General features: G+C 71.8%; 15 protein-coding genes and 1 tRNA gene. 9 read left to right on the top strand and 7 right to left on the bottom strand.

Annotated features, from left to right (window positions below; all coding sequences use genetic code 11):
* Nucleotides 1–16: 16 nt before the first annotated feature.
* Nucleotides 17–1345 (bottom strand): ABC transporter substrate-binding protein, encoded by a 1329-nt coding sequence (locus NVV95_RS15700; protein WP_259487491.1) that lies wholly within the window; start codon nt 1343–1345, stop codon nt 17–19.
* Nucleotides 1346–1569: 224 nt separating this feature from the next.
* Between NVV95_RS15700 and NVV95_RS15695 the strand changes: the two genes are divergently transcribed.
* On the top strand, nt 1570–2502 hold the full coding sequence (locus tag NVV95_RS15695) for an amidase domain-containing protein (RefSeq protein ID WP_259487490.1): 933 nt from the start codon (nt 1570–1572) through the stop codon (nt 2500–2502).
* A 53-nt stretch (nt 2503–2555) separates the two neighbouring features.
* On the top strand, nt 2556–3161 hold the full coding sequence (locus NVV95_RS15690; protein WP_259487489.1) for a TetR/AcrR family transcriptional regulator: 606 nt from the start codon (nt 2556–2558) through the stop codon (nt 3159–3161).
* An 89-nt stretch (nt 3162–3250) separates the two neighbouring features.
* On the opposite strand, the gene pgm is transcribed toward NVV95_RS15690, so the two are convergent.
* Complete coding sequence (gene pgm, locus NVV95_RS15685) at nt 3251–4879, bottom strand: phosphoglucomutase (alpha-D-glucose-1,6-bisphosphate-dependent) (RefSeq protein WP_259487488.1); 1629 nt, start codon at nt 4877–4879, stop codon at nt 3251–3253.
* Between the two features lie 58 nt (nt 4880–4937).
* On the opposite strand from pgm, the gene pheA reads away from it, so the two are divergent.
* The gene (gene pheA, locus NVV95_RS15680) at nt 4938–5870 is read left to right on the top strand and encodes a prephenate dehydratase (RefSeq protein ID WP_259487487.1); all 933 of its coding nucleotides are present in this window, start codon (nt 4938–4940) and stop codon (nt 5868–5870) included.
* Here pheA and NVV95_RS15675 read toward each other — a convergent pair.
* The 3 genes from NVV95_RS15675 to NVV95_RS15665 form a co-directional block, all read right to left on the bottom strand.
* Nucleotides 5867–7282 (bottom strand): maltokinase N-terminal cap-like domain-containing protein, encoded by a 1416-nt coding sequence (locus tag NVV95_RS15675; protein WP_259487486.1) that lies wholly within the window; start codon nt 7280–7282, stop codon nt 5867–5869. The genes pheA and NVV95_RS15675 overlap by 4 nt on opposite strands.
* Before the next feature lie 77 nt (nt 7283–7359).
* Nucleotides 7360–8013: a formylglycine-generating enzyme family protein gene (locus tag NVV95_RS15670; protein WP_259487485.1), complete on the bottom strand. Its 654-nt coding sequence runs from the start codon at nt 8011–8013 to the stop codon at nt 7360–7362.
* A 37-nt stretch (nt 8014–8050) separates the two neighbouring features.
* Nucleotides 8051–8485 carry a DUF5997 family protein gene (locus NVV95_RS15665; RefSeq protein ID WP_259487484.1) on the bottom strand — a complete coding sequence of 145 codons (435 nt, stop codon included), beginning with the start codon at nt 8483–8485 and terminating at the stop codon, nt 8051–8053.
* Nucleotides 8486–8527: 42 nt separating this feature from the next.
* Here NVV95_RS15665 and NVV95_RS15660 point away from each other — a divergent pair, with 42 nt between their 5' ends.
* On the top strand, nt 8528–9361 hold the full coding sequence (locus NVV95_RS15660; protein ID WP_259487483.1) for a type 2 periplasmic-binding domain-containing protein: 834 nt from the start codon (nt 8528–8530) through the stop codon (nt 9359–9361).
* 36 nt (nt 9362–9397) lie between these two features.
* Here the strand turns inward: NVV95_RS15660 and NVV95_RS15655 are convergent, their stop codons facing one another.
* The gene (locus tag NVV95_RS15655) at nt 9398–10456 is read right to left on the bottom strand and encodes a diacylglycerol/lipid kinase family protein (RefSeq protein ID WP_259487482.1); all 1059 of its coding nucleotides are present in this window, start codon (nt 10454–10456) and stop codon (nt 9398–9400) included.
* An 89-nt stretch (nt 10457–10545) separates the two neighbouring features.
* Here NVV95_RS15655 and serS point away from each other — a divergent pair, with 89 nt between their 5' ends.
* From serS to NVV95_RS15640, 3 genes are all read left to right on the top strand, one after another.
* Nucleotides 10546–11808, top strand: coding sequence for a serine--tRNA ligase (serS, locus tag NVV95_RS15650; protein ID WP_259487481.1), 1263 nt, complete (start codon nt 10546–10548; stop codon nt 11806–11808).
* Complete coding sequence (locus NVV95_RS15645) at nt 11805–12632, top strand: HAD family hydrolase (protein ID WP_259487480.1); 828 nt, start codon at nt 11805–11807, stop codon at nt 12630–12632. The genes serS and NVV95_RS15645 overlap by 4 nt, the downstream gene beginning before the upstream one ends.
* A gap of 79 nt (nt 12633–12711) precedes the next feature.
* Nucleotides 12712–12798: transfer RNA gene (locus NVV95_RS15640), tRNA-Ser, on the top strand.
* A 43-nt stretch (nt 12799–12841) separates the two neighbouring features.
* On the opposite strand, the gene NVV95_RS15635 is transcribed toward NVV95_RS15640, so the two are convergent.
* On the bottom strand, nt 12842–13096 hold the full coding sequence (locus tag NVV95_RS15635) for a hypothetical protein (RefSeq protein ID WP_259487479.1): 255 nt from the start codon (nt 13094–13096) through the stop codon (nt 12842–12844).
* A gap of 105 nt (nt 13097–13201) precedes the next feature.
* On the opposite strand from NVV95_RS15635, the gene NVV95_RS15630 reads away from it, so the two are divergent.
* Entirely contained in the window at nt 13202–14113 is a 912-nt protein-coding gene (locus NVV95_RS15630; protein WP_259487478.1) for an alpha/beta fold hydrolase, read from the top strand.
* 79 nt (nt 14114–14192) lie between these two features.
* Nucleotides 14193–14780, top strand: a complete 588-nt coding sequence (locus NVV95_RS15625; RefSeq protein ID WP_259487477.1) for a DUF1349 domain-containing protein — start codon at nt 14193–14195, stop codon at nt 14778–14780.
* Nucleotides 14781–14827 lie beyond the last annotated feature (47 nt).

The following is a 14827-nucleotide window of genomic DNA, read 5'->3' as shown; positions in this document are numbered from 1 at the left end:
GCCCACCCCCGGGTGACTACTTGTTGACGACGAGCTGGTTCAGTAGCTCGAGCGCGTTGTCCCAGGCGGCGGCGCCGTCGGCCTTGCCCGAGTCGATCTGCTGGATCGCGGGGCCGAACACCTGCGACTGGATGACCGAGTCGTCCGGGCCCTTGTACTGGGCCACGACACCGTCGGCGCGCTGGGCGAGGATCTCACCGATGGGGGCGTCGTTGAAGAACGTCGACAGCTCGTTCGTGCCCGTCACGGCGGGGTCGGTCTGGGCGGCCGTCACGCTGGGGAAGGTGCCGGCGACACCGAAGGCCGTGGCCTGCGACTTCGCGTCGGTGAGGTAGGCGGCCAGCTCGGCGGCCTCCTTCGGGTGCTTGGACTGGGTGGGAACGGTCAGGAAGCTGCCGCCCCAGTTGGCCGCGCCGCCGGGGAAGACGTTCGCGAAGTCCCAGCCGGTGGAGGCGTCGCCGCCCGCGGCGGTGACCTGGCCCTTCACCACCCCGAGCATCCAGCCCGGGCAGACGAAGGTGGCGAAGGTCTGGTCGGTGAAGGCCTTGCCCTTGCCCCAGTCCCAGGCCGTCTGGTTGGCCGACAGGCCCGACTCGGTGGCGGAGGAGAGGGTCGTCCAGAGCTTCTCGAGGTCCTTGTTGCCCTCGACGTTCAGCTCGCCGTCCTTCGTGTAGTAGCCCTCGGGCTGCTGGTTCACCATGGCGTTCCAGAGAAAGCCGGACTGGTCGTAGAACGCCTTGCCGGTGGCCGCCTTGTACTGCTGGCCCACCTCGAAGTACTTGTCCCACGTGGCGTCGTCGCCGCCGAAGAGCGTCGCGACCTCCTCGCGGTCGGTCGGCAGGCCGGCCGCCTCGAACGCGGTGCGGTTGTAGCACAGGCCCTCGGGGCCGATGTCCGAGCCGTAGCCGATGATGCGGCCGTCCTTGTCGGTGGCCTGGGCGAGCTTCCAGTCGACCCAGCGGTCCTTGATCTCGTCGGCGCCGTAGTCCTTGAGGTCGGTGAACTGATCGGAGACCTGCATGACGGCGCTCAGCCAGCCCTCCTCGACGGCCTGCACGTCGGGCAGCCCGGCGCCGGCGGCCGCCTTGGTCTGCCAGTCGGTCTTGGCGTTGTCGCCGGTGTCGATGTTGGTCGGCTTGATCGTGATGTTCGGGTGGTCGGCCTCGTACTGGGCGTAGAGGTCGTCGTAGCCCATCGTGCCGAACGTCGTGACGGTCAGCTCGACCTTGTCGCCGGAGCCTCCCGACGAGGACGAGTCGCCGGCCGAGCATCCGGTGGCGAGAAGGGCGATGGCGGCCGCGCCCGCGACGGCGGCTACGGCTTTTGTGCGTCGTGAAAGACTCACGGTCACTCCTTTGTGCGTGTCTATGAGAGCGCTCTATCACGCGACCGTGCGTGCTGTGAGAGCGCTCTCTTGGGATTACCAGGAGCGTAAGCGCCCGCCCATCCGACGTCAAGGAGGTTGATGGAAATTCGTGCCGTTCAGTGCTCGCTGACGGCCGGGCGGGGCGGTGTCAACCCCATCCCCCTCATAGGGGGCACAAATGAAGCTGTGATGCCATGGACCTCATGCCCCGAAGCAGTACCCGACGTCCTTCCGCGCGTCCGTCCCGCCGCCGCCCGCTCACCCTCCTCGTGGCCGCCTTCGCGGTCGCGTCGCTCGCCCTGACCGGATGCGCATCCGGCGGTTCGGGCGACGGCTCCGGCTCGGCGGCCTCCGCCGACTCGGCCGCCGCCGACGCCCGGGTCGCCCTCGAGGCGCTCTCGCCCGCGAGCGGCAGCCTCACCGGCGGTGCCGAGGTCACGGTGGCCGGATCGGGGTTCGCGGGCGACTCGCCTGTCGCCTCGGTGCGATTCGGCACCGAGACCGCGCCCGCCTTCACCGTCGTCGACGACCGCACCCTGACCGTGGTGACCCCCGCATCCGTCGACTACGCCGTGGGCGCCGTGCCCGTGACCGTCGCGCTCGAGGACGGATCGGAGGTCGTGCTCGACGGCGGCTTCGGCTACGAGGTGCAGACCCCGGTCGACAGCCAGCTGAACTACGCCTTCACCTACTGGAAGGACTACAACCTCGCCGAGTGGGGGCAGTTCCCCGACAACGACTGCGGCAACTTCGTGAACCAGGCGATGCTCGCCCGCGGCTGGGTGCAGGACGAGAACTGGTACAGCGAGTACGCGACGACGGGCGACTACAGCTACAGCTGGATCCGCGGCAACGAGATGGATGCCTACTACGCCTCCCGGCCCGACACCACGCGCCTCGAGCTGACCCAGCGCGACCAGGTGAAGCTCGGCGACGTCGTGATGTTCGACTGGGACCCGCAGAACGACAACGGCGTCGACCACACGATGATCGTCTCGAAGGTCACACCGAACCTCGACGGCACCATCGCGATCAAGCTCGTCGGCCACACGGTCGACGCGCAGTACCGCGACCTCGACACGGCCATCACGGTCGAGAACCCGGGCGGCACGGCGCACTTCTGGTCGATCGCCTAGGCCGCGCTCCGGCGTGGTCCGGGGCGCTCCGGGCAGGCGTTAGCCTGGGTCGCATGAAAGCGCGAGACTCGGGTGGGCGACCTCGGGAGTACCGCATGTCGGTGCGCGCCGAGTCGGCCGAGGCGACGGGCGAGCGCATCATGGACGCGATGATGGCGCGCTTCGCCGACACGCCCTACGAGCGCATTCGCCTCGACGACGTCGCCGCCGACGCGGGGGTGGCGGTGCAGACGGTCATCCGCCGCTTCGGGGGCAAGCCCGGGCTGCTGACCACGGTGGTGGAACGCGAGCTCGGCCGCATCTCCGCGGCCCGCGAGGCCGCCGCGCAGTCCTCCGTCGAGGCGACGCTGGAGGCGCTGGTCGCGCACTACGAGGTGTACGGGGCGCTCATCCTGAAGACCTACTCGGAGGCGCCGCTCGTGCCCGGCCTCGACGACCTCGCCGCGCGCGGCCGGGCGTACCACGTGGACTGGTGCCGCCGAACCTTCGAGCCGCACCTCGACCCGGAGCTCGACGGCGCCACCCGCCGCCTGCGCCTCGCCCAGCTCGTCGCCGTCTGCGACGCGACGACCTGGCGCATCCTGCGCGCCGACGGCGGCCTCACCCCCGCGGAGACGACGACGGCGCTCCGCGCCTTCGTCGCCCCCCTCCTGCCCTAGCCCGCCGAGCCGTCGAAAAACGCCCTCTCAGGGCTCCGAGAGGGCGATTTGCGACGGCTCGATGCCGCGGAGGGGGGCGGGGCGCGGGGTTAGGCGCCGAGGGCCGCGTCGACGATGAGCTTCGCCTCCGCCTGGACGCGGCGGAGGTGCTCCTCGCCCACGAAGGACTCGGCGTAGATCTTGTAGACGTCCTCGGTGCCCGAGGGCCGGGCCGCGAACCAGGCGTTGTCGGTGACGACCTTGACGCCGCCGACCGCCGCGCCGTTGCCCGGCGCGTGCGAGAGCTTCGCCAGGATCGGGTCGCCGGCGAGCTCGGTGGCCGTGATGGCGTCGCCGTCGAGCTTGCCGAGGGCCGCCTTCTGCGCCTTGGTGGCCGCGGCGTCGACGCGCTCGTAGACGGGCGAGCCGAACTCGGCGGTCAGCTCGGCGTACAGCTGCGAGGGCGTCTTGCCCGTCACCGCGAGGATCTCCGACGCGAGCAGCGCGAGCAGGATGCCGTCCTTGTCCGTGGTCCACACCGTGCCGTCGAAGCGCAGGAACGACGCCCCCGCCGACTCCTCGCCGCCGAACGCGACCGATCCGTCGATCAGCCCCGGCACGAACCACTTGAAGCCGACCGGCACCTCCCAGAGGGTGCGGCCGAGCGAGCCCGCGACCCGGTCGATCATGGAGCTGGAGACGAGCGTCTTGCCGATCGCCGCATCCGGCTGCCAGCCCTCGCGCCGCGAGTACAGGTACTGGATGGCGACGGCCAGGTAGTGGTTCGGGTTCATGATGCCGGCGTCGGGGGTGACCACGCCGTGACGGTCGGCATCCGCATCGTTGCTCGTGGCGATGTCGTACTTGTCGCGGCTGGCGACCAGGGAGGCCATGGCGTAGGGCGAGCTGCAGTCCATGCGGATCTTGCCGTCCCAGTCGAGCGTCATGAACGCCCACTGCGGGTCGACCGTCTCGTTGACGACCTCCATGTTGAGGCCGTAGCGATCCCGGATGAGCGACCAGTACTCCACCGAGGCCCCGCCCAACGGGTCGGCGCCGATGTGGATGCCCGACTTCTGGATCGCGTCGAGGTCGATCACGTTCACCAGGTCGGCGACGTAGTGCTCGCGGAAGTCGTAGGTGCCCGAGGGCGCGCCCTCGCCGCGACCGACGCGCTTGACGTCGGCGAGGCCGCCCGCGATCAGCTCGTTCGCGCGGTTCGCGATCCAGCCCGTGGCGTCGGAGTCGGCCGGGCCGCCGTGCGGGGGGTTGTACTTGAAGCCGCCGTCGGCGGGCGGGTTGTGCGAGGGGGTGACCACGATGCCGTCGGCCTGGTCGTCGTGCCCGGCGCGGTTGTAGGCGAGGATCGCGTGCGAGACGGCGGGCGTCGGCGTCCAGCTGTCGCGCGAGTCGGTCCAGACGGTGACGCCGTTGGCGGCCAGCACCTCGAGCGCGGTGTCCTCCGCGGGCTTCGAGAGCCCGTGGGTGTCGCGGCCCATGAACAGCGGGCCGGTGATGCCCTGATCGGCCCGGTACTCCACGATCGCCTGCGTGATGGCGGCGATGTGGTCCTCGTTGAAGGCCGTGTTGAAGCTCGAGCCGCGGTGCCCGCTCGTGCCGAACGCCACCTTCTGCTCGGGGTCGTTCACGTCGGGGTGCAGCTCGTAGTACGCGCTCACGAGCGCGTCGACGTCGATCAGGTCTTCGGGGAGGGCCACTGTGCCGGCTCGTTCGAACATGCCCCAAGTCTGGCACCCGTCGCCCGCCCGTGCCATCGCCGCTCGATAGGCTCGGGGCATGTCGGAGACGTACAGCTACCTCGGCCCCTCGGGAACCTTCACCGAGGCCGCCCTCGCGCAGGTGCCCGAGGCGCAGGGCAAGGAGTGGCGCTCGGTCAACAACGTCGGCGAGGCGTTCGACGACGTGGTCTCGGGCCGCAGCGTCGCCGCGATGATCGCCATCGAGAACTCCATCGAGGGCGGGGTCACGTCGACGCTCGACGCGCTGGCGAACATCCCGAACCTGCGCATCGTGGGGGAGTACCTCGTGCGGGTGCAGTTCGTGCTCGTGGCGCGGCCGGGCACGCGGCTCGATGACGTGCGGGTGGTGAACGCGCATCCGGTCGCCTACGCCCAGACCCGCAGCTGGCTGGATGCGAACCTGCCGACGCACGGCCACATCCCGTCGACGTCGAACGTGGCCTCGGCGCTCGCGCTGTTCGAGAACGACCTCGCCGACGCGGCCGTGGCGCCGCCGCAGATCGTGCAGCACCACGCGCTCGAGGTGCTGGCCGAGAACATCGCCGACAACGCCAACGCGGTCACTCGCTTCGTGCTCGTCTCGCGCAGCACGGCGCTCCCGGCGCCGACCGGGGCCGACAAGACGAGCATCATCGCCGAGCTCCCGGATGACCGTTCCGGAGCCCTGCTCGAACTGCTCGAGCAGTTCTCGACGCGCGGGGTGAACCTGTCGCTGCTGCAGTCGCGGCCGATCGGCGACGCCCTCGGGCGCTACCGCTTCGTGATCGACGCCGACGGGCACATCACCGACGAGCGGGTGGCGGATGCGCTGCTGGGCGTTCGCCGGTTCAGCCCCAGTGTGATCTTCCTGGGCTCGTACCCGCGGGCCGATCAGGCGCCGGTCGAGTACGTCGACCGCTACGGCGACGAGGTCTTCCGCGAGGCCCGCGACTGGCTCAGTGGCCTGATCGCAGGAGACCCCACCCCCTAGCGAGGACGGTTGGCCAGCCGTTCGATCGCGTCGACCGGGATCGAGACCCAGTCGGGGCGGTTGCGCGCCTCGTAGCTGACCTCGTAGAGCGCCTTGTCGAGCTCGAACGCGTCGAGCAGCACGCGCTGCGCCCGCAGGTCGAGCCCCGAGCGCGAGACGTAGCCGTCGATGAACGCGTCCCGCGCCTCGTGCGCCCAGGCCCGCGCCGCCTCGGCGTGATCCGACTGGGCGAGGGTGCCGGCCACGTAGTCGAACGAGCGCAGCATCCCGGCCACGTCGCGCAGGGTCACGTCGGGCTCGCTCCGCTCGGCGAGCGGCCGGAGCGGCTCGCCCTCGAAGTCGAGCAGCACCCACCCGCGCCCCGGCACCGCGAGCACCTGCCCGAGGTGGTAGTCGCCGTGGATGCGCTGGAACGCCGGCCACGACGCCTCCGCCGCCGCGGCGAACACCGCGTCGACCGCGCTCGCTTGCGATGCCAGCGACGGCACCTCGGCGAGTGCCTGCGCAGCCCGGTCGCGGAAGCTCGCCACGATCGCATCCCTGTCCGAGGCCGACGCTTCGTGCACCGGGAATAGGCGCGCCAGCTCGGTGTGCACCTGCGCCGTCGCCTCGCCGAGCGCCCGCGCGAGCTGCTCGAACGACTCCCCGGCCTCGGCCGAACGCAGCGCCACGCGCCAGGCGTCCTCCACCTCGGGGATGAACTCCTGCGCGAAGGCCAGGTGCCCGGATGCGCGCCCGCCGTCGACCCGGGGATCGTTCCACGACCCCGAGACCGACCCCACGGCGCGCGGCACGAGGCGCGAACCGGCGTCGCTCAGCGCCGACTGCACCACCACGTCGGGATTCTGCCCGTCGCTCAGCACCCGGAACAGCTTGCAGATCACCGGCTGCGCCGGCTTGCCGTTCAGGTGCACGAGATCGAAGATGATCGAGGTGTTCGACTGCTCGCCGCGCAGCACGCGCGAGTCGGTGACGCGGATCTCGGGGCTCGTGAGCGCGTGATGCCCCGCCGCCTCGGTGCCGTCGGGCGATTCGCCCGCGACGGCTTCGTCGTCGATCATCAGCGCGAGCAGTGCCCGTGTGAAGGCCGGATCGTGCGGCGCGTCGTAGACGTAGACCGCTCCGCTCGGCCCGTCGACGCGCTCCACGAGAGCGCGCTCGCCACCGAGCAGCGGCGCCGACCGGAACGACAGCGGCACCTGGTAGAGCACGGGAGCCGGCCCCGACTCGTCGAGGAGCAGATGCGTCTCGAGGCCGACCTGGTGCTTGTGGTCGACCAGGGTCCAGACGCCGACGCGGGTGAGCGCGGGGCTCTGCTCCGACGACGCGTACCAGCGCTGCTCACGCATCCAGTCGGCGAGTTCGGGTCGCACGTCCGAGTAATTGTCCAGGCTCACCGTGGGCACGCTCATGCTCGAAACCGTACGCCGGGGGCCGCCGGCCCGCCAGGGCGGGTCATCGCTTCGCAGTGCCTTCCGAGGCCGGCGCGCTACCCGATCGACCGGGCGAGCCGCAGCCCCACGTCGTCGTGCGTCGAGCGCGGCGGGGCCCCGCGCCGCACGTCGGCCCGCACGTTCCAGACGTCGTCGGCGAATCCGCCGCCCCGGAACACCCGCGCTCCGCGCGAGGGGTCGTCGTCGGGGTCGAGCAGGTCGAAGCACCACTCCGAGACGTTACCGAGCGTGTCGAAGAGCCCGAAGAGGTTCGGATGCCGTGCCCCGACGTCCTGCGGCGACCGCACCCCGTCGGCGGCCGACCACGCGACCTCCCCGAGCGGCCCGTAGACCGGCCCCGTCGACCCGGCGCGGCAGGCGAACTCCCACTCCGCCTCGCTCGGCAGGCGGAACCCCTCGGAGTCGCGGTGCCAGACCACGTCCTCGCCGTCCACCCCGTAGGCGAGGTCGAGTCCCTCCCACTCCGAGGCGGCGTTGCACAGGCGCACGGCGCGCAGCCAGCTCAGCTCGACGGCCGGGCGGCGCGGATGCGCGGCACCGACCCCGATCAGCTCGGCCACCAGCTCCTCGGTGACGGGGAAGACGCCGAGCTCGAACGCCTCGAAGCGCTCGGTGCGGCGAAGGCCCCGCCGGGCATCCACGATCTGGATCGAGCCCGCCGGGATCGAGGCCAGCTCGATGTCGCTCACGCTGAAATCGCAGTCGAGTACCCCGAGTGAGCGCAGCTCACTCGGCGCTGGCGTCGCGGCGACGATCCTCAGGATCGTCGCTTTCAGCTCCAGCGCGCTTACCGGCTCTCACGTCGTTGATGCGGTGGTTCTCCTCGCGCACGAGGGCCTGCGTGCGGCGCTCGGTGACGAGCCACTCGGGCGGCGCCTCGAGCAGCTCCTTGATCTCGGCGGTGGTGAGCGCATCCGTCACCCCGGCGCGGGCGAGGCCCGAGATCGAGACGCCGAGCTTGCGCGCCACGACGTCGCGCGGGTGCGGGCCGTTCAGCCGCAGCACGACGAGCCACTCGGGCGGCGACTGCAGCAGCTCATTCAGGGTCTCGCGGGTCATCGGCTCCTCCTGCAGCTCCGCGGGGGCGGCGGGCAGGTAGATGCCGAGCTTCTTCGCGGCGGTCGCCGGCTTCATGGTCTGCGGCGTCTTGGAGGGGCTCATCCCGACAGCGTATCCTGGGCGGGCTCGACGAAAGGGGGCGGAATGGTGCTGCGCGTCGCCTTCGTACCCGGCGTCACCCCGTCGAAGTGGGTGCGCATCTGGGGTGAGCGGTTCCCCGACGAGCGGCTCGAGCTGCGTGCGCTCGACACCGTGGCCCTGGGGGCGACCGACGAGCTGGCGGTGCTCTTCGAGGTTCCGGATGCTCCCGCCGACGCGTCGCCGTCGGCCGACGTCGAGCCCGCCTCCGAGGCTCCGACGTCATCCGGGCCGGCCGACGATGAGCCCGCTTCCGGTCCCTCCTCCGGTCCCGCCGACGTCGTGATCGCGCGGCTGCCCGTGCGCACCGAGGGCGTCCACGCCATTCCGCTCTACGAGGAGCTGCCGGTCGTCGTCGTACCCGCCGACGACGAGATCACGGCGGTCGACGAGATCGCCCTCGACGAGCTCGAGGCGATGCTCGGCGAGCGCCTGCACGCCCCCGCCGCAACCCCCACCGGCGGCCCCGACGCGGTCGCGCTCGTCGCGGCGGGCGTCGGCGCCGTGCTGCTGCCCAAGTCGCTCGCCCGCCTCTGGGCCCGGAAGGACGTCGACTCCCGCCCCGTGACCGGCGCCCCGTCGACCACGGTCGCGCTGGTCTGGCGCACCGACCTCCCGGCCGACCGCGCGGCCCTCGTCGCCGAGTTCGTCGGCGTGGTGCGCGGGCGCACGGCCAACACCTCCCGGGCCGCCGCGTCCGCCGAGCCCGCGGTCAAGCAGAAGCCGACCGCCAAGGCGAAGGCGCGCGCCGCCGAGGTGCGGGCGGCCGAGGCCAAGGCGAAGGCGGCGCGACGCAAGACGGTGGCGCCGGGGCGCACTCGTCCGCGACGGGCTCGCTGAGCATCCGCTCGCCGTTCGCCGTGAGGAGCCCTGGGGTCAGGGCTGACCGGGCGCCGTGGACGCCTCGACTGCCTTCGCCGACGTAGCCGCCGAGGCACCGACGCTCGGCGCTACCGCCGGCACCCGCACGAGCAGCGCCGCCGGAGCGACCCGGCTGCGCACGGCCCGCGCGGTGCCCCACTCGTCGCCGTCGAGCTGGATCTCCTCCTCGGTCTCGAGCCGCAGCTCGAAGTCGCGACCCTTCGCGTAGGTGACCGAGCGCACGTCGTGATTGAGGTCGATGATGCGCCGGCCCGCCGCCGACTTGCGCAGCACGCCGTTCTCGAAGGCGATCTTGTTCCACACCTTCAGCCAGCCGAACGGGCCCTCGGGTCGCAGCGCGACGATGTCGAGCAGCCCGTCGTCGGGCTCGGCGTTCGGGATGAGCAGCAGCCCGCCGGGCAGCAGCCCGCAGTTGCCCACGATGACGGTGTGCGCCGAGGTGGAGCGCCAGGCGGAACCGTCCATGCGGAAGCGCAGCTTCACCGGACGCAGCTCGGGCAGCGCCCGGCCGATGCCGTCGACGTAGGCGAGCCAGCCCACCCGCTTCTTCAGCGCCTTGTTGGTCTTCGCGATCATCTTGGCGTCGAGCCCGAGGCCGGCCATGACGAGGAAGACGTGCTCGGCGGTGGATCCGTCGCCGCGGGTCACCTCGATCACGCCCAGGTCGATGGCGCGGTCGTGGCCGGTGAACGCCGTGGTGACGGCGAGCTCGACATTGGTGAGGTTCAGCTCGAGGTTGCGGGCCAGCAGGTTTCCGGTGCCCACCGGGAGGAGACCGAGCGGCACGCCGGTGTCCCGCAGGGCCTCGGCGACGGCGCGCACCGTGCCGTCGCCGCCCGCGGCCATCACGACGGACGCCCCCAGGGCGACAGCCGTCGCGGTCGCCTCGCCGCCCGCCTCGTGGGCGGTGGTCTCGAACCACAGCGTCGGGCCCCAGCCGGCCGCCGTCTCGGCGGCCTCGACGAGCGCACGCAACTTCGCCGCGTCGACCTTGACCGGATTGACCACGATCGCCGCCCGCGGGGGTGTGCGCGTCTCCGCTTCCCGTCCCACGGGATCACCGTATCGTGCGGGAGCGCGGGCCCGGCCCGGCGCTTTCCGTCAGACGTCGAGCGTCGGGGGCGGCCCGTAGACTGGAGGGCGTGATCGATCCCGTTCTCTTGCGTGAAGCCCCCGATGTCGTCCGAGCCTCGCAGCGTGCGCGGGGAGCATCCGTCGAGCTCGTCGACACCGCCCTCGCGGCAGACCTGTCGCGCCGCGCAGCGCTGACCGAGTTCGAGACCCTGCGGGCCGAGCAGAACGCCTTCGGCAAGACCGTCGCGGCCGCCCCCAAAGACGAGAAGAAAGCCCTCGTGGCCCAGGCTCAGGAGCTCGCCGCCTCGGTGAAGGCCGCGCAGCAGCGGGCGACGGATGCGGAGGCGGCGTTCACCGACTCGGCCCGGCGCATCCAGAACATCGTCGTCGACGGCGTGCCGTCGGGTGGGGAAGAGAACTTCGTCACCCTGCGCGAGGTCGGCACCAAGCCGTCGTTCGGCTTCGAGCCGCGCGACCACGTCGAGCTCGGCGAGTCGCTGAAGGTCTTCGACCTCGCCCGCGGCGCCAAAGTCTCGGGCGCGCGCTTCTACTTCCTCACGGGCATCGGCGCCCGGCTCGAGATCGCGCTGATGAACCTCGCGCTCGACCGCGCGCTCGCCGCGGGCTTCACCCCGCTGATCACCCCCACGCTGGTACGGCCCGAGACCATGGACGGCACGGGCTTCCTCGGCGAGCACGCCGACGAGGTCTACTACCTGCCCGCCGACGAGCTGTTCCTCACCGGCACGAGCGAGGTGGCGCTCGCCGGGTTCCACATGGGCGAGATCCTCGACCTGTCGGCCGGATCGCTGCGCTATGCGGGATGGTCGACCTGCTACCGCCGGGAGGCGGGGTCGCACGGGAAGGACACGCGGGGCATCCTGCGCGTTCACCAGTTCAACAAGCTCGAGATGTTCAGCTACGTGCTGCCCGAGAACGCCGAGGCCGAGCACGAGGCGCTGCTGTCGTACCAGGAGGGCATGCTCACCGACCTCGGCCTCGCCTACCGCGTGATCGACGTGGCGGCGGGCGACCTCGGTTCGAGCGCCGCCCGCAAGTTCGACACCGAGGCCTGGGTGCCGTCGCAGCAGACCTACCGCGAGCTCACCTCGACCTCGAACTGCACCACCTACCAGGCCCGCCGCCTCGACACCCGCTACCGCACGGAGTCGGGCAAGACGGCGCCGGTCGCGACCCTGAACGGCACGCTCGCCACCACGCGGTGGATCGTGGCGCTGCTCGAGACGCACCAGCAGGAGGACGGGTCGGTCGTCATCCCCGAGGTGCTGCGGCCGTACCTCGGCGGGCTCGCCGTGATCGAGGCGCCGTGAGCGGCACTGATGCGTCGGCTGCCTCGTCTGGAGCTTGGCTCGTCGCGCTCGACATCGACGGCACCGTGCTGCACGAAGACAGCTCGCTGAGCGACATCGTCGGCGCCGAGGTGCGCCGCGCGGCCGCCGACGGGCACGAGGTCATGCTCGCCACCGGCCGCTCCTCGGTGCACACGCTGCCCGTGGTGGCGCAGCTCGGCATCACGCCGGAGTACCTCGTCTGCGCCAACGGCGCGGTCACGATGAAGCGCGACGCGTCGGCGCCGCTCGGCTACCGGCAGGAGCACGTGGAGGTGTTCGATCCGGGGCCGGTGCTCACGACCATCCGCTCGCATCTCGCCGAGGCCGTGTTCGCGGTGGAGGACGACGCGGGCAACTTCATGTACACCGAGTCGTTCCCGCAGGCGGCGCTCGGCGAGCAGACGCGGCTGGTGACGTTCGAGGAGATGCTGGGCATCCGCGCGACGCGCATCGTGGTGGTCTCGCCCGACCACGACATGGAGGACTTCCTCGCGGTCGTCGACCGCATGGGGCTGCACCGGGTGTCGTACTCGATCGGCTGGACGGCGTGGCTCGACATCGCGCCCGACGGCGTGAACAAGGCGACCGGGCTCGAGCGGGTGCGCGCGGCGCTCGACATCCCGCGCTCGCGGGTGATGGCGATCGGCGACGGGCGCAACGACCTCGACATGTTCCGCTGGGCGGGGGAGTCGGGGCGGGCCGTGGCCATGGGACAGGCGCCCGACGACGTGATCGCGGCGGCGACCGAGGTCACGGCGTCGGTGTACGACGACGGGGTGGCGCAGGCGCTCGCGACGATCTGAATCCGCCCTTTTCCTGTGCTCGCAGGTGGGCGGGTATGCTCATGGCTGATCGTCAGGGCCTTCGGGCGCGCGACGGTCGGGAGGGCTGTCCGAGCGGCCGATGGAGCCAGTCTTGAAAACTGGTGGGGTGTCAAAGCCCTCAAGAGTTCGAATCTCTTGCCCTCCGCAACGCGTCGCGCGGTAGAGCGGGCGGATGCTCGTGCCGCGGGTCAGCGGCCCTCTTCGCTGTACGGGGTGACGGCGTCGTCGCCGTCCTCGGGGGTGGCGCCGTCGGCCTCGCCGTCACGCTCGCCGGCGAGCGGATCGGCGATCCCGCGGAACGCCTCGCCGAGCACGCCGCCCGTTTCGTCGTCGTCGGGCGCGTCGCCGACCGTGCCCCGGTCGTCGCCCTCGAGCCCCTGGGCCAGGCCGTTGGTCTGGTCGAACGGCTCGTTCTGGCCGGAGGTGGTGGTGTCGTCGCTCATGATGGTCTCCTTCGACCTCGGTGTGCTGACTCCCAGTTGAGGCACGGTCGGCCGGTGCCGGCAACCGCCCCCGGCGGTGTCGGGGGTGCGTGGTTCAGTTGTGGCATGACGCTGGGAGAACTGCGCACGGTGCTGACCGCCGATCTCGAGATCGCCTTCCACGACAGCGGGTCGAATGCCGGCCTGGCGGCTGACGCGCCGACGGCCGTGCTCGTGCACGGGTTCCCGTACGACGTGCTGAGCTTCGAGGAGGTGGTGCCGGTGCTCGCCGCGCGAGGAGTGCGGGCGATCACCCCGTACCTGCGGGGCTACGGGCCGACCCGGTTCCGCGACCCGGCCACGCCCCGCTCGGGTCAGCAGGCCGCCGTCGGGCAGGACCTCCTCGATCTCATCGACGCCCTCGCCCTCGAGCGACCAGTCGTCGCGGGCTTCGACTGGGGCGGCCGCGCGGCCTGCATCGCGGCCGCCGTCCGCCCCCAGGTCATCGGCGGTCTCGTCACCGTCGGGGGTTACGCCATTCAGGACATCGCCGCCTCGATCGATCCCGCCTCGCCTCTCGACGAATACCGCGACTGGTACCAGTGGTACCTTCACACCGACCGCGGCCGGGCCGGGCTCGAAGCCGACCGCGACGGGCTCTGCGGTCTGCTCTGGCGGTTGTGGTCGCCCGAGTGGGCCGGCGCGTCCGCGGCTTTCGCCCGCAGCGCCCCTAGCCTGCACAACCCCGACTTCGTCGACGTCGCCGTGCACTCCTACCGGCATCGCCACCGCCACGCCGAGGGCGATCCCCGCTTCGCCGAGCTCGAGGCCTTCCTGGCGACGACGCCGCCCATCGGGGTTCCGACGATCTCGCTCGACGCGCTCGCCGACGGCTTCGGCCCCGACGATTCTCGGCGCACCCGCGACCGCTTCACGGGCCCGTTCTCGATCGTCGCGCTCCCCGGCGTCGGTCACGACGTGCCGCAGGAGGCGCCGCAGGACTTCGCCGACGCGGTCGCGACCCTCGCGGGCCGCTGAACCGTTCCCCCGCCCACACCGGCCCCGCCTACACGAGCCCCGCCTACACGAGCCGGTGGAGCGCCGGTAGCGTGGAGGGATGAGCGACGGCACGAGCATCCCCTGGTCCGATGGTAGCTGGACGCATCCGCCCGTGTCGGCCGAGGAGGAGGGCGGCGCGCTGGTCGTCACCGCGGTCGAGGGAAGTGACGCCTGGCGCGAGACGTACTACGGCTTCGTGCACGACAGCGAGCACGGGCTGCTCGCGCCGTTCGCGGTCGGTGAGGCGATGGAGGTCGAGTTCGACGCGGACTTCGCCGAGCAGTTCGACCAGGCGGGGGTGTTCGTGCGGGCATCCGTCGACCGCTGGGTGAAGGCCGGGGTGGAGTTCGCCGACGGGCTGCTGCAGCTGGGCGCCGTGGTGACCGACGGGCGGTCGGACTGGTCGGTCGCGCCGGTGCAGACGTGGCTCGGGCGGCGGGTGCTGGTGCGGGTGAGCCGCGGCCCGGATGCGCTGATCGTGCGCGCCGGGGTCGACGGCGGGCCGCTGCAGTTCGTGCGCGTCCTGCCGTTCGACGGGGCCCTCTCGGCGGCGGCCGGGCCCCACCTCGCGGCGCCGTCGCGCCCGGGCCTCGCCGTGCGCTTCCACGCCTGGCGCCGCACGGCGGCCGAAGCCTCGCTGCACTGACGCCGCGCCCCCGCGCGCCCGCGCGCCCGCGCCCCAGCGCGGCGGCC

Origin of the sequence: Herbiconiux gentiana (genome assembly GCF_024978135.1) — a bacterium.
GTDB classification, from domain to species: Bacteria; Actinomycetota; Actinomycetes; order Actinomycetales; family Microbacteriaceae; genus Herbiconiux; species Herbiconiux gentiana.
The sequence above is the reverse complement of the archived record's forward strand: the minus strand, read 5'-3'. Positions and strand labels throughout refer to the sequence as shown.